The sequence below is a fragment of the Catellatospora methionotrophica genome (assembly GCF_011297335.1).
Lineage (GTDB): Bacteria > Actinomycetota > Actinomycetes > Mycobacteriales > Micromonosporaceae > Catellatospora > Catellatospora methionotrophica.
Genome location: NZ_JAAOTJ010000006.1, coordinates 55054 through 68721, shown reverse-complemented (window position 1 = coordinate 68721; position 13668 = coordinate 55054). Strand labels below are relative to the sequence as shown.

Annotated in this window: 12 protein-coding genes; 4 read left to right on the top strand and 8 right to left on the bottom strand. The window is 72.5% G+C overall.

From position 1 onward, the window contains the following. Window positions 1–22 precede the first annotated feature (22 nt). The 5 genes from HAV40_RS16570 to HAV40_RS38890 all read right to left on the bottom strand — a co-directional run bounded on the left by HAV40_RS16570 (window position 23) and on the right by HAV40_RS38890 (window position 6703). Entirely contained in the window at window positions 23–811 is a 789-nt protein-coding gene (locus HAV40_RS16570) for a metallophosphoesterase (protein WP_166382172.1), read from the bottom strand. A 184-nt stretch (window positions 812–995) separates the two neighbouring features. Continuing rightward, window positions 996–3971 carry a bifunctional [glutamine synthetase] adenylyltransferase/[glutamine synthetase]-adenylyl-L-tyrosine phosphorylase gene (locus HAV40_RS16565; RefSeq protein WP_166382170.1) on the bottom strand — a complete coding sequence of 992 codons (2976 nt, stop codon included), beginning with the start codon at window positions 3969–3971 and terminating at the stop codon, window positions 996–998. Window positions 3972–4019: 48 nt separating this feature from the next. Next, a complete protein-coding gene (locus HAV40_RS16560) occupies window positions 4020–4781 on the bottom strand; it encodes a type 1 glutamine amidotransferase (protein WP_166382168.1) in 762 nt (253 codons plus the stop codon). A gap of 47 nt (window positions 4782–4828) precedes the next feature. Continuing rightward, window positions 4829–5464: a TetR/AcrR family transcriptional regulator gene (locus tag HAV40_RS16555; protein WP_166382166.1), complete on the bottom strand. Its 636-nt coding sequence runs from the start codon at window positions 5462–5464 to the stop codon at window positions 4829–4831. Between the two features lie 282 nt (window positions 5465–5746). Then, complete coding sequence (locus tag HAV40_RS38890; RefSeq protein ID WP_166382164.1) at window positions 5747–6703, bottom strand: endonuclease/exonuclease/phosphatase family protein; 957 nt, start codon at window positions 6701–6703, stop codon at window positions 5747–5749. 81 nt (window positions 6704–6784) lie between these two features. Between HAV40_RS38890 and HAV40_RS16545 the strand changes: the two genes are divergently transcribed. After that, window positions 6785–7708, top strand: coding sequence for a S66 peptidase family protein (locus HAV40_RS16545; protein ID WP_166382162.1), 924 nt, complete (start codon window positions 6785–6787; stop codon window positions 7706–7708). Between the two features lie 17 nt (window positions 7709–7725). Here the strand turns inward: HAV40_RS16545 and HAV40_RS16540 are convergent, their stop codons facing one another. The 3 genes from HAV40_RS16540 to cimA form a co-directional block, all read right to left on the bottom strand. Beyond that, window positions 7726–8193, bottom strand: coding sequence for a hypothetical protein (locus HAV40_RS16540; protein ID WP_166382160.1), 468 nt, complete (start codon window positions 8191–8193; stop codon window positions 7726–7728). A 141-nt stretch (window positions 8194–8334) separates the two neighbouring features. Continuing rightward, a complete protein-coding gene (locus HAV40_RS16535) occupies window positions 8335–9084 on the bottom strand; it encodes a D-Ala-D-Ala carboxypeptidase family metallohydrolase (protein ID WP_166382158.1) in 750 nt (249 codons plus the stop codon). A 97-nt stretch (window positions 9085–9181) separates the two neighbouring features. Next, window positions 9182–10777 (bottom strand): citramalate synthase, encoded by a 1596-nt coding sequence (gene cimA, locus HAV40_RS16530; protein WP_166382156.1) that lies wholly within the window; start codon window positions 10775–10777, stop codon window positions 9182–9184. 486 nt (window positions 10778–11263) lie between these two features. Between cimA and HAV40_RS16525 the strand changes: the two genes are divergently transcribed. The 3 genes from HAV40_RS16525 to HAV40_RS16515 all read left to right on the top strand — a co-directional run bounded on the left by HAV40_RS16525 (window position 11264) and on the right by HAV40_RS16515 (window position 13606). After that, on the top strand, window positions 11264–12052 hold the full coding sequence (locus HAV40_RS16525; RefSeq protein ID WP_166382154.1) for a dioxygenase family protein: 789 nt from the start codon (window positions 11264–11266) through the stop codon (window positions 12050–12052). 64 nt (window positions 12053–12116) lie between these two features. Then, window positions 12117–12866 (top strand): tyrosine-protein phosphatase, encoded by a 750-nt coding sequence (locus HAV40_RS16520; protein ID WP_239085854.1) that lies wholly within the window; start codon window positions 12117–12119, stop codon window positions 12864–12866. Then, complete coding sequence (locus HAV40_RS16515; protein ID WP_166382150.1) at window positions 12863–13606, top strand: tyrosine-protein phosphatase; 744 nt, start codon at window positions 12863–12865, stop codon at window positions 13604–13606. The genes HAV40_RS16520 and HAV40_RS16515 overlap by 4 nt, the downstream gene beginning before the upstream one ends. Window positions 13607–13668 lie beyond the last annotated feature (62 nt).

The following is a 13668-nucleotide window of genomic DNA, read 5'->3' as shown; positions in this document are numbered from 1 at the left end:
TGGAAGGTGCCCTTCCTTCGGTTCAGGCGGGTTGCGGCGTGGGCAGCGGCACGATGATGCAGGGTGCGCCCAGCGAGATGCCGGTGTCGACGGCCATCGCCAGGCCCTCTGCGTACGTGACCGGGCCGCGGACCGCCGACGGGGCGACGCCGAACGTCTCCGGGATCGTGGAGTGGCCGTGCACGATCTGGCGTCCGCCGAGGGAGTCCAGCAGCCGGCGGGCGTTGGCGACGCCGTCGTTGTGCTCCAGGAACTCGAAGCGACGGAACAGCAGCCGGGTGTTGCGCCCGAAGGTCCGCTCATCGTGCTCGCGCATGATGGTGCGCACCGTGGCGTTGATCTCGTCGATGGTCGGCCCGAACTCCAGGTAGGCCAGGGTGTCGGCATGCAGCAGCAGGTGGTCGTCGACTAGGGCGACCGCTGGCAGCGCCGCCAGCCAGGCGGCCCGCTGCTCGTCCAGCCCCTCGAGGTCGTGCTCCTGGCCGCCGTTCAGAGCCCACACCTGCACGATCGTGCGCACCTCGGTCACCGGCGACGCGGGGACGAAGCGGCTGCCGTACAGCAGCATGTCGTGATTGCCGATCACGCAGCCGACCTCGCCGCCGACTGCGGCGGCCTCGCCCTGCAGCCGTCGGATCAGATCGATCACGCCGAGGCCGTCCGGGCCGCGGTCGGTCAGATCGCCGAGGAACCACAGTCGCGCGTCGCCGCCGGTCCAGCCGCCCTGCGCGTCGAGCAGGCCGGTGACCCGCAGCGCCTGGGTCAGCGGCACGAGATGGCCGTGCACGTCACCGACCACGTAGAGCGTCACGCGATCACCCTACGACATGACCATGGACACTCCCTGAGCACGCCGACACCCCCGCGCGCCGGGCTGACCCGGCCCCGCGCGACCCCTCCGCTTTTCATAGACGTTGGCCTATTACGTTGAAAATTTGCAGATCATAATCAACGTAATAGGCCACCGTCTATGTCGAACCTCAACCCCCGCCGCCTCAGGCCAGGAACAGCCGCTCGACGGCGGCTCGGGAGCGGCGGGTGACCTTGAGGTACTCGTCCAGGAACTCCCCCGGATCGCCGCCGCCCAGCAGGCGGGCCACCCCGGCCAGCTCGACGCCGTGCCGGGGCAGCTGGTCCACGGCCCGGCCCCGGATCAGCGTCAGCGCGTTGCGTACCCGCGAGCACAGGGTCCACGCCGTGGCCAGCACCTCGGCGTCCTCGACCGTCACGAGCCCGGCCGCGTGGGCGGCGGCGAGCGCGTCGAGCGTACGCGTGGACCGCAGCCCCGCCACCTCGTGCCCGTGCCGGAGCTGCCACAGCTGCACCGTCCACTCGACGTCGGCGATGCCGCCGCGCCCCAGCTTGGTATGGGTCAGCGGATCAGCCCCGCGCGGCAGCCGCTCGTTCTCCACCCGCGCCTTGATCCGCCGGATCTCCACGATCTGCTCGCGGCGCAGCCCGTCGACCGGGTAGCGCACCGGATCGACCAGCGCGATGAAGTCGGCGGCCAGGCCCGCGTCCCCGGCGACGGGCCGGGCCCGCAGCAGCGCCTGCGCCTCCCACACCTGTGACCAGGTGGCGTAGTACCGCTGGTACGCGGCGAGGCTGCGCACCAGCGGGCCTTGCCGCCCCTCGGGCCGCAGGTCGGCGTCGATGCCCAGCGGCGGGTCGGGCGCGGGCGCGGACAGCAGCGTGCGCAACTGCTCGGCGATCGCCAGCGCGGCCCCGTTGGCCTCGTCGTCCTTCATGCCGGGCGCGGGCTGGTAGACGAACAGCACGTCGGCGTCGCTCGGGTAGCTCGTCTCGGCCCCGCCCAGCCGCCCCATGCCGATCACGGAGAACCGCAGCTCATCCGGCACACCGGCGGCCTGCCGGGCCACCGACAGCGCCGCCGCGATGGTCGCGTCGGTGAGGTCGGCCAGCCCCTGCCCGACCTCGGTGATGCCGACAGGCTTGGCCGGGGCCAGCTCGCCCGCCCCGGAGAGCAGGTCGGCGCTGCCGATGCGGAACAGCTCCCGGCGGCGCATCGCCCGCACCGCGACCACCGCCGCGCGCGGGTCGGTGTGCCGCCCGGCGGCGGCCGCCGTGCCGTCGAGCAGCGACTGCCGGGTGCGCAGCGCCAGTTCGGTGTCGTCGGCCAGCAGCCGCAGCGCCTCCGGGTCGCGCGACAGCAGGTCGGTGAGGTAGCGCGAGCTGTCCAGTACGCGGGCCAGCCGCAGCGCCACCGGGCCCTCGTCGCGCAGCAGGCGCAGGTACCAGGGCGTGGTGCCCAGCGTGTCGGACACCTGCCGGTAGGCCAGCAGCCCGGCGTCGGGGTTGGGCGCGTCGGCGAACTCGGCCAGCAGCACCGGCAGCAGGGTGCGCTGGATCGCCGCGGTACGCGACACCCCGGCGGTCAGCGCCTCGATGTGCCGCAGCGCGCCCGCCGGATCGGCGTATCCGAGTAGCTCCAGCCGCTTGCGGGCGGCGTCGGCGCGCAGTGACAGGCCGTCGGCGGGCACCCGGGCCACGGCGGCCAGCAGCGGCCGGTAGAGCAGCTTGGCGTGCAGGCGGCGCACCTCGGCGGCGTGGGTGACCCAGTCGGCGCGGAACGCCGTGATCGGGTCCAGGCCGCCGCCCTCCCGGCCCCGGCCGGTGCCCAGCGACGGCTCCTCGCGCCGGTAGTTCATGGCCCGCGACAGCCAGCGCAGGGCCAGGGTGCCCGCCTGGCCGTCGTCGGCGGGCACCGTGTGCGTACGCCGCAGCCGCTGCAGTTGCAGCCGGTGCTCCACGTTGCGCAGGAACCGGTACGCCGCGCTGAGCGCCTCCCCGTCCCCGCGCCCCACGTACCCGCCCTCGACGAGTGCCCGCAGCGCGTTGAGGGTGTTGCCCGAGCGCAGCGTCTCGTCGCCGCGCCCGTGGACGAGCTGTAGCAGCTGCACCGCGAACTCGATGTCGCGCAGCCCGCCCGGCCCGCGTTTGATCTCCCGCTCGATCTCGGCGCGGGGCACCTGGTCGATGATGCGCCGCCGCATGGCGCGTACGTCCTCGACGGCCTCGGGCCGTTCGGCCGCGTGCCAGATCAGCGGCTGGAGCGCGGCCAGCCACGCCTTGCCCAGGCCCGCGTCCCCGGCCACCGGCCGTGCCTTGAGCAGCGCCTGGAACTCCCAGGTGCGGGCCCAGCGCTGGTAGTAGACGAGGTGACTGGCCAGGGTGCGCACCAGCGGCCCGCGCCCGCCCTCGGGCCGCAGCGCGGCGTCCACGGGCCAGGCGACGTGGCCGCAGATCTCCATCAGCGCCGCGGCGACGGTGGTGCCCGCGGCGAGGTCCTCGTCCTCGGCCGCGACGAAGATGACGTCGACGTCGGAGACGTAGTTCAGCTCGTCCCCGCCGCACTTGCCCATCGCGATGACGGCCAGCCGGGGCCGCTGGTCGCCGACCCGCCCCAGCGCGATTCGGTACGCCGCCCGCAGGGTCGCGTCGGCCAGCGCGGTCACCTCGGCCATCGTCGTCTCGACGGCGACGCCGTCGGCGAGGTCGCCCGCCGCGATGCGCAGCAGCCCGCGCTGGTAACCGGCCCGCAGCGACGGCACGTCGGCCAGCCCGCTGTGCACCTCGTAGCGCGGCGGCACGGTGTGCGTGAGCACCTGCCACTGGCCCGCCTGCGCGGCGAGCTGGTCGCCCAGCGCCGAGGACGCCCCCAGCACGGTGAGCAGCCGGATACGCAGGTCCTCGTCGGCGCCGATCCGCTCCAGGACACCCTTGTCCGCGCCGGAGTCGCGCTCGGCGATCCGGTGCAGCTGGCGCAGCGCCAGGTCGGGGTCGGCGGCCCGGCCGAGCTGCTCCAGGATGAGCGCGCCCTCCTCGTCGACCGGCCGCTGCGCGGGCGCGTCCCACAGGTTCAGCCCGGTCGCGCCGAGCAGCACCGTCGGGTCCGGGCCGTTCGCCGACAGCGTGAAGCCGTACCGTGCCAACCGCCCGATGCCCGCCACCCGCTCAGGCTATCGGCGCGCACCCGGCCGCCCAAGCCGCAGCACGGTTCAGCTCAGCAGCGGAAGCTCACGGCGGCCCGCTCCGGGCAGGGTGCCCAGGGCCAGTTCGGCGAAGCGGCGCGCGAACGGCTGCCATACCTCGGTCACGTCGTCCTGGGTGGCCTCGACCCCGGCGATCAGCCCGTCGGGCTGCCAGCCCTGCTCGGTCATCCAGTCCCGGTTGTTCTCCACCCAGTTCGCGAACATGTCGACGTCGCACTCGATGTGGAACTGGGTGCCCCAGGCCCGGTCGCCGACCCGGAACGCCTGGTGGGGGTAGCGCGGCGAGGCGGCCAGCAGGGTCGCACCGAGCGGCAGCTCGGTGATCTCGTCGAAGTGGTACTGGATCACGTCGGGCGCGAACGGCACCGCCCACCACAGCGGGTCGGATTCGGCCACGTCGCGCCGCGCGACCAGGCGCGCGCCGATCTCGGGGCCGCTGGTCGAGCGCTCGACCGTGCCGCCGTGGGCCTGGGCCAGCAGTTGCCCGCCGAGGCAGATGGCCAGCGTCGGCACCCGGTTCTTGACCGCCTTGCGCAGCAGCGACTCCAGTTTCGGGAACCACGGCGCGCCGGGCACCCCGTCTCTGCCGAACGCGTCCTGCTCGCCGCCCATGACCACGAACGCGGCGTAGCCCTCAAGATCGTCGGGCAGGGCGTCCCCGGCGTGCGGGCGCAGCACGGACAGCTCCAGCCCGGCCTCGGTCAGCCAGTCGCCGAGTCGGCGCAGGTCGTCGGTCGGGTCGTTCTCGATCACCAGTGCGGTCGCCACGCTGACGAGGTTAGCCCGGCCCCGGCGGGACCTCTCAGCGGCCAGGCTCAAGCCCGGCGGGCGGCCGCCTTGCTGACCTTGCTCCGCAGTGCCCGGCGGGCCACCGGCCCCAGCTCCTCGACGACCTCCAGCAGCGCGCCCAGCTGCTCCAGCGCCGCCATCGCGCGCTGCGCGGCGGGGTGGTCGACACCCTCGTACAGCTCCAGCCCGACGAACGAGGCCGAGATCGCACCGGCCAGTCCGGGCACGTCGGCCATCTCGGCGAACGGCGAACCCGCCAGCACGCGGGTCAGCACCGACTCGATCTCGGTGGTCCACATGCCGAGCGCCTCGGCGGTGACCCGGGCCAGCTTCTCGTCGTGCTGCGCCCCGGCCAGCATCTGCGCCAGCACGGCGACGTTGCCCAGCTCGCGCTCCTCCTCGTGCAGCGCGCGGCCGACGTCGAGCAGTTCACGCAGCGAGCCGACGGTCGCGAAGCGGTCCCGGTACGCCGCGACGCGCTCGGCGGTCGCGGCCGTGCACGCCGCCACGAGCAGGTCGTCCACGCTGCCGAAGTGGTAGAAGACGAGCGCCTGGTTGACTCCCGCCGCCCCGGCGATGTTGCGGGCCGAGACGCCCGCGATCCCCTGCTTGCGCAGCGTCTCCATGGCGCCGTCGAGCAACCGCTGCTTCGTGTCGGACATGCCGCTCCCTCGATCCTGGGCCAGTGCATGACCGACGCGCGTGCGGGCGGTGCCGGCCACCCCCCGTTGCCAATGTGGCCGGCACCGCCCGTACTGTCGCGTCCCCGACTGTGCGGGACGCGCAGACCTTCTCGCACCGGTCTGACAAAACAGTTGCCGGTGCGCCCGGCAGTGTCGAGTCAGGACGATCCCCTAAGGAAACACGGCCCGTGCCACATATTTGAGCGGTCGATCAAACGCTAGCCTAGCAGGCTTGAGCGTTCGCTCAAACAGCGGCGCGGGCTAGGGCAGGACCAGCTCGGCGTACACCGGCCGGTGGTCGCTGTGCGGCAGTTCGAGCACCTGGAAGTCCTTGACGCCCACCCGCCGGTCGGCGAGCACCCGGTCCAGCGTCACCGGCGGGATCGGGTCCCCGTCGTACGGGCCCCAGGTGCCGGACAGGCCCCGCCCCAGCACGTCGGCCGCGTCCCGGTAACCGGAGCCGATCAGGTCGCGCAGCAGGTGGTGGTCGAGGGTGGCGTTGAAGTCGCCGAGCAGCACCCGCACCGGCCCGTCCGGCGTGGCCCGCGGCTGGCCCTCGACGCCGCGCGCCCACAGCGGCGTGACGAAGTCGGCCCAGGGCGCCAGCGGGTGCGCCGACTCGACCAGCACACTGCCCCCGCCCGGCACCACGACCTCGGCGTACGCCTGCCGGAACCCGCCCGGGTTGACGCGCATCCCGCCGTCGCGCAACGGATACCGCGACAGCAGCGCCGAGCCCTCGACGCCGGGCACGGAGTGGTCCGCCCGGTACGGCAGCTCACCGCCCAGCCCCGCCGCGTCCGCCGCCGCCAGGAAGTCCGGGGTCACCTCCTGCAGCGCGAGCACGTCCACCCGATGTGCCCGCACGAGCGCGACCAGCTCCGCCGACCCCGCCGAGCCCACCAGCACGTTGGCGCTCATCACCCGCAGCGGTGTGCCCGCCGCCCCGGCCGTCGGGTCGCCGTCGGCGAACCAGCGCGGCAGCACCACCACGGCCAGCGCGAGCGCGGTCACCCCGGCCAGCCCGGCCGCCGCCCAGCGCCGCCACCCGAGCAGCACCGCGAGCGGCACCAGCGCACCCGCCGCGACGTACGGCGTGAACGCCATCAGCTGCGCCATCGGGTAACCGTCGTCCCAGCCCGCGATCCGGAACACGGCCCACGCCGCCGCCGGCAGCGCCAGCACCCAGGGCAGCACGCGCAGAACGAACCGTTTCATGCACGGGATGCTATGCATTTTCATGGTCAACTAGGTGTTGGCTTTGTGAAGGTTCCGTGCACGGCGTTAGGCTCTGCGCCCATGACCGCCACGCTGCACCCCGCGACCCTCCGGCCCGGCGACACCGTCGCGCTGGTGTCACCCTCGGGGCCGGTGCCCGCCGAGCGCGTCGAGGCGGCCGTGGCGGTGCTGACCGGCTGGGGTCTCGCGCCCCGGGTCTACCCGCACGTGCTGGCCCGGCACGGTTACTTCGGCGGCACCGACGACGAGCGGCTCGGCGACCTCAACGACGCGCTCGGCGACGAGCAGGTCAGGGCGGTGCTGTGCACCCGCGGCGGCTACGGCGCGCAGCGCATCACCGACCGCGTCGACCTCGACGCCGTACGCCGTGATCCGAAGGTGGTCATGGGATTCTCCGACATCACCGCCCTGCACCTGGCACTGTGGCGCGGCGCGCGGCTGGCCACCGTGCACGGGCCGGTCGCGGCGCAGTTCGACAAGGGCGCGGACTCGGCGACCGCGCTCGGCGCGCGCCACGCGCTGATGAGCGGGGAGCCGGTGGTCGTCGCCGCCGACCCCGCCGAGGACACCCATGGCGTACGCACCGGCGGCCGCGCCGAAGGCACGCTGCTCGGCGGCAACCTGTCGCTGCTGGTCAGCACGCTCGGGACGCCGCACCTGCCGGACCTGACCGGCGCGATCCTGCTGATCGAGGACGTCGGCGAGTACCCGTACCGCGTCGACCGGATGCTGACCCACCTGCGCCGCAGCGGCGCGCTCGACGGCGTCGCGGGCATCGCCGTCGGCCAGTTCACCGACTGCGCCGACGCCTGGCCGGTCACCATCGCCGACGTGCTCACCGAGCGCCTGCTCGACCTGGGCCTGCCGGTCCTCGGCGGCCTGCCGATCGGCCACGGCACCCAGCACACCGCAGTCCCCCTGGGCACGCGCGCGGTCCTCGATGCCGACTCCGGCACCCTGACCGTCGCCGCCGCCACCGCCTGACCGGTCCGCGCGGGTGGCTACATGTTGGCCAGTGACGCCGTGATGACGATACCGGCGATCAGGCTGGCCGGGATGCCCGCGACCCAGCCGATGAGCAGGCCCGAGCCCTTGCCGCCGTCCCTGCGGATGATGCCGCCGATGCCCGTGACCAGGGCGACGATCCCCAGGATGAACTGCGCGAAGACGCCGACGACCACGAACACGTAGGCCTGGTCCCCGTCCGCCAGCGGGCCGTAGTCACTCTCCCGCCCGAACACCACCCCCGCGACCAGGCCCACCACCATGGTCAGCGCGTGCGCGCCGAGCATGGTGAAGATGCCCCGCCACACCGACCCGGCCTCGACCGGCCGCCTGGCCTGCGCCGGGGCGTTCGGCGAAGAATCGGACCCGGCGGCGACGGCGGGCACGGCCGGGTCGTATGCCGCGGGCTGCACCGGGACGGGTGCCGCGGGCGGGGCCGGTGCTCGGTAGGGGTTGTCGCTCACGGGGTTCCTCCAGGTCGGACGGACCGGGCCGTCAGAGGTGCGTGCCGCGCAGCCTACCGCCGCCCTCGCCGCCGCCCTAGCCGAAGGAAGGGCACCTTCTTATCGCCATGGCGATAAGAAGGTGCCCTTCCTTCGGTCCGGTCAGAAGCACTGCGAGGCGGACCAGAGGATGCCGCTGCGGGCGTCGGTGTGGATGTGGTCGGAGTGGTCGGGGTAGCCGGGGCCGAGGATGCCGGTGAAGCCGTGGTAGCGGGCCTGCTTGCCGATGGTGCACAGGGAGGCCGGGCCGGAGCCGAGGTCGACGCCGTCGCCGTAGAGGTGGCGGCTGCCGGAGACGCCGCCCGCGGAGTTGTTGCAGGCGGTGCTGCGGAAGCCGGAGGTGACGCGCAGGGCCTGGTCGCCGAGGGCGTGCCGGAGCGCTTCCAGGCGCCACATCGCGCGCAGCGCGTTGGACTTGGCCGTGGCGGCCGAGACCGCGCCGCCTGCCCAGGTCGTGTTGCACTTGTTCAGCTCGGCGTAGCTGAAGTGGATCGGCGTGCAGTCGTCGTCCTGCAGCGCGTAGATCTTGCTGAAGGTCTGCGGTCCGGCGATGCCGTCCGCGCCGAGGCCGTACGCCTGCTGGAAGCGGACGACCGCGTCACGGGTCTCGCCACCGAAGACGCCGTCGATGCCGATGGTGTTGTTGTAGCCCGGCCAGCCCGCGACGCGGATCTGCAACTGGCGGACGTCCTCTCCGGACATGCCCGAGGACAGGGAACGGCCCCAGGTGTAGCAGCCGTCGGCGTACGCGGGGGACGCGCCGACGGTGATGGCGGCCACCGATCCGATGGCCGCCATCACCAGCACGGTGAACGCCCGGACGAGGGCGTTGCGGGGGAAACGTCGAGACATGCGAGGCACTGTGCCAACCACGCTCATCAATGTCAAGAGTTTACATATCTTGCAATTACTGCGTAGTATCCTTTCACGAATCCGGCCAACCCCCAGGTCAGCGCCGCGAACGCGCCTTGCGGTCCCCGCCCGCGGCCGCGACGCCGTACGCCAGCGCGTCGACCAGGGCCCGCCAGCTCGCCTCCACCACGTTCTCGTGCACGCCGACCGTGGTCCAGTCACGCCCGTCGGTGTCCACCGTCTCCACCAGCACCCGCGTGACCGCCTCGGTGCCGTGCGAGCCCGCCAGGATGCGCACCTTGTAGTCGGCCAGCTCCAGCCCGGTCAGCTGCGGGAAGTGCCGCTCCAGCGCCTGGCGCAGCGCCTGGTCCAGGGCGTTCACCGGGCCGTTGCCCTCCGCGGTGGCGATGACGCGCTCGCCCCGCACCCGCAGCTTCACGGTCGCCTCGCTGACCACCGCGCCGTCCTCGCGGTGCTCGACGATCACCCGGTACGACTCCAGCGTGAACGGGGTCGTCTGCTCACCCAGGGACTGGCGCACCAGCAGCTCGAAGGACGCGTCGGCGGCCTCGAAGGACCAGCCCGCCGCCTCCAGCTCCTTCACCCGGTGCGTCACCTTCGACAGGGTGTCCGGCTGGCCGGCCAGGTCCAGGCCGAGCTCGCGACTCTTGAGCTCGATGCTGGCCCGGCCGGCCATCTCGGTGACGAGGATCGTCATGTCGTTGCCGACCACGGCCGGGTCCACGTGGTTGTAGAGGGCCGGGTCGACTTTGATCGCGCTCGCGTGCAGACCCGCCTTGTGGGCGAACGCTGCGGACCCGACGTATGCCTGGTGGGAGTCGGGTGCGATGTTGGCGATCTCGGCGATGGCGTGCGACACGTGCGCCATCTGTTCCAGGCAGCCGTCCGGTAGGACGGTCATACCGAGCTTGAGCTGCAGGTTCGCCACGATGGCGAAGATGTCGGCGTTGCCGGGGCGCTCCCCGTAGCCGTTCGCGGTGCCCTGCACGTGGCGTACGCCCGCCTCGACCGCGGCGATCGTGTTGGCGACGGCGCACGCGGTGTCGTTCTGCGCGTGCATGCCGAACAGCTCCGGCGAGACGCCCAGCCGCGCGACGAGGTCGGCGATGGCCTTGCTGATCTGCGAGGGCAGCATGCCGCCGTTGGTGTCGCAGAGCACCACCCGCTCCGCGCCCGCGTCCAGCGCCGCCCGCACCACCGCGGCGGTGTACTCCGGGTCGAAGCGGAAGCCGTCGAAGAAGTGCTCGCAGTCGACGAACACCCGGCGGCCGTGACCGCGCAGGTGGGTCACGCTGTCGGCCACCATGGCGAGGTTCTCCTCGCGGGTGGTGCGCAGCGCGCGCTCGACATGGCGTACGTCGGACTTGGCGACCAGGCAGACCGCCGGTGTCTGCGCGGCGAGCAGCCCCGCGAGCTGCGCGTCGTCGGCCGCCGCGACGCCCGCCTTGCGGGTCGAGCCGAACGCGACCAGCACCGCGTTCTGCAACTCCAGCTCGGTGCGCGCCCGTTCGAAGAACTCGGTGTCCTTGGGCACCGCACCAGGCCACCCGCCCTCGATGAACCCGACCCCGAACTGATCGAGCAGGCGTGCCACCGCGAGTTTGTCGGCTACCGAGTAGGTGATGCCCTCGCGCTGGGCTCCGTCGCGCAGCGTGGTGTCGAAGATCTGCATGTCGTGTGACCTCCTGTGTGGCGTCCGCCTGGCGGGCGCCGACGTGAGAACCGGGAAGTGGTGCAAAACAAAAGACCCCCCGCGGTCGCGGGAGGTCTGCGCGTCGGCGAGGGGCCTGGTTGCCCAGGTGCGGCCGGCGCGCTAGGTGCCAATAATCAGTACGAGGCGGATCACGTTGGGTAGCGTCCCACTTTCGCAGCCCCCAGACCAGCAAGCTCCCGCATGCCGGGAAGCCGTGTCGCCCCCAAACCCCCCAATCACGCCGATGACCTGCGCGACGGGACGAGCCCAAGACCCCCCACCCCTGTCGCAACTCTTAAAGAGTCGCGCCTTCCGATCGCCGTCGACGCCGCGACTCTTTAAGAGTTGCGGCAGGGCAGAGGCGGGCGGCGCGGGGCGGGGCGGGGCGGGGGAGGCCGGCGGCGCGTGCTGGGCGGTGACTGCGGCCACTCGACATTTAGTTGAATGGTCAAGTAATCTCGGGGGATGAGCACTCGCATGCCTACGCTCTACCTCAGTCACGGCGCGCCGCCGCTGGCCGACGACCCGCTGTGGACCCGGCAACTGGCGGACTGGTCCGGTGACCTGCCCCGGCCGACCGCGATCCTGGTCGTCTCCGCGCACTGGGAGAACGCCCCGCTGGCCATCGGCGCCACCAGCACCGTGCCGCTCTACTACGACTTCGGCGGCTTCGCGCAGCATTACTACGAGGTGAAGTACCCGGCCCCGGGCGCTCCCGAGCTGGCCGCGAAGGTGCGCGCGCTGCTGCGCGGGCCGGACACGCCGGTGGCCGACGTGCCTGACCGGGGGCTGGACCACGGCGCGTACGTGCCGCTGGTCGAGATGTTCCCCGAGGCCGACGTGCCGGTGCTGCAGATCTCCATGCCCACGCTCGACCCGCGGCGGCTGATGGAGATCGGCCGCAAGCTCGCGCCGCTGCGCGACGAGGGCGTGCTCATCGTCGGCAGCGGTTTCTTCACGCACAACCTGCGGGCCGCGATGCCGTACCTGCACCTGGGCTTCGACGCGCCGGTGCAGGGCTGGTCGGCGGAGTTCGACGACTGGGGCAGGCAGGCGCTGGACGGCGGCGACATCGACGGGCTGCTCGACTTCCTGCACAAGGCGCCGTCCGGCGTGATGGCGCACCCGCGCACCGAGCACTTCGCGCCGCTGTTCGTCACTCTGGGCGCGGGCGAGGCGGACCTGTCCTCGCAGCGTACGGTCATCGACGGCTTCTGGATGGGCCTGGCCAAACGTTCGGTTCAACTCGGCTGACCCGATCGAGGATGTGATGCGGTCGCGCTACACCGCGCCGCGTGACCTTGATTACGGTATCGGGGTGACCACCACGCCCGTTGAGCGCAGCATCGCCTTCGCCGCCGTCTTCAACTTCCGTGACCTCGGCGGCCTGACCACCGTCGACGGCCGCACCGTACGCCGGCGCACGGTGTACCGGTCCGACACGCTCAGCAGGCTGGGCGCCGAGGACCGCGACGCGTTCACGGCGCTCGGCATCCGCACCGTGATCGACCTGCGCCGGCCCGCCGAGGTCGCCTCGATGGGCCGGGTGCCGGAGTGGACGCGGGTGGTGTGGCGGCACAACCACCTCGAACATCCGCTCTGGGACCACTCCACCTACACCGCGGAGATCGGTGTCCCGCGCTGGCTGGCGGAACGCTACCTGGAGCTGGCGTATCACGGCAGGGCCGACATCGCGCGGGTGATCGGCATGCTCACCGACGACGACCACGGCCCGACCGTGGTGCACTGCGTGGCGGGCAAGGACCGCACCGGCCTGATCGTGGCGCTGACCCTGGACCTGCTGGGCGTGCCCGACGAGCAGATCGCCTACGACTACGCGCTGACCGAGCGCAGCGCCCCGATGTTCAGCCAGTGGGTGCGTACGGCCTTCCCGAACGAGAACGACGTCGCCACGCCGCCGTTCTTCACGTACACCCCGGCTGAGGCGATGCTGATGACCCTGCAGGGGCTGCGCCGCCACCACGGCTCGGTGACCGAGTACCTGGTAAGTGCGGGCCTGCACCGCGACCGGGTGGCCCGGCTGCGCGATCGGCTGCTGGAAGCATGAGCGAGCGGTCGCGGCTGGTGGACTTCGACAGTCCGCTGTTCAACTTCCGGGACGTGGGCGGGCTGGCCACCACCGACGGGGGCGAGGTGCGCCGGGGGGTGCTGTTCCGGTCAGACACGCTGACCGCGCTGGGCGAGGCCGACCGGGAGCGGTTCGCGCGGTTCGGGGTGCGTACCGTGATCGACCTGCGGCATCCGGTGGAGCTGGAGCGCTTCGGGCGGGCCCCCGCCTGGTGCTGCGAGGACTGGCACAACGTGCCGCTGAACAACCCGGTGTGGCGGGCCGAGGACTACTCCGCCGAGGCGGGCGTGGTGGCGTTCCTGCTGGCGCGCTACCACGAGACCGCCGAGCACGCGGCGGCCGACATCGCGCGGGCGATCGCGCTGATCGCAGCCGCCGAGGGGCCGGTGGTCGTGCACTGCTGGGGCGGCCGGGACCGCACCGGCGTGGTGATCGCCCTGGTGCTGGAGCTGGCGGGGGTGTCCGATGCGGACATCGCCGCCGACTACGAGCTGACCGAGCAGGGTATGGAGCGCTACCTCGCCTGGCAGCGGCAGCACCGGCCGGACAAGGGCCCGCTGGAGCCGTACCTGGCCAGCACGCCCGCCGAGGTGATGCGCACCTTCCTGGCGCAGTTGCGCGAGCGGCACGGCTCGGTGCGGGCATACCTGACCGGAGCCGGGCTGCCCGAGCAGAGCATCGACGCGTTGCGGTCGAGAGTGCGCGAGCAGCGGCCGTGAGGTGACCTCGGCGTTATCGACGGATGCCATGATGTGACGGATTCTTCGGGGAGGAGCCGTTC

Coding starts and splice junctions, on each gene's coding strand:
- HAV40_RS16545 (WP_166382162.1), top strand. CDS start 6,785: ATGACCGCCACGCTGCACCCCGCGACCCTCCGGCCCGGCGACACCGTC.
- HAV40_RS16555 (WP_166382166.1), bottom strand. CDS start 5,464: ATGTCCGACACGAAGCAGCGGTTGCTCGACGGCGCCATGGAGACGCTG.
- HAV40_RS38890 (WP_166382164.1), bottom strand. CDS start 6,703: ATGAAACGGTTCGTTCTGCGCGTGCTGCCCTGGGTGCTGGCGCTGCCG.
- cimA (WP_166382156.1), bottom strand. CDS start 10,777: ATGCAGATCTTCGACACCACGCTGCGCGACGGAGCCCAGCGCGAGGGC.
- HAV40_RS16525 (WP_166382154.1), top strand. CDS start 11,264: ATGAGCACTCGCATGCCTACGCTCTACCTCAGTCACGGCGCGCCGCCG.
- HAV40_RS16535 (WP_166382158.1), bottom strand. CDS start 9,084: ATGTCTCGACGTTTCCCCCGCAACGCCCTCGTCCGGGCGTTCACCGTG.
- HAV40_RS16515 (WP_166382150.1), top strand. CDS start 12,863: ATGAGCGAGCGGTCGCGGCTGGTGGACTTCGACAGTCCGCTGTTCAAC.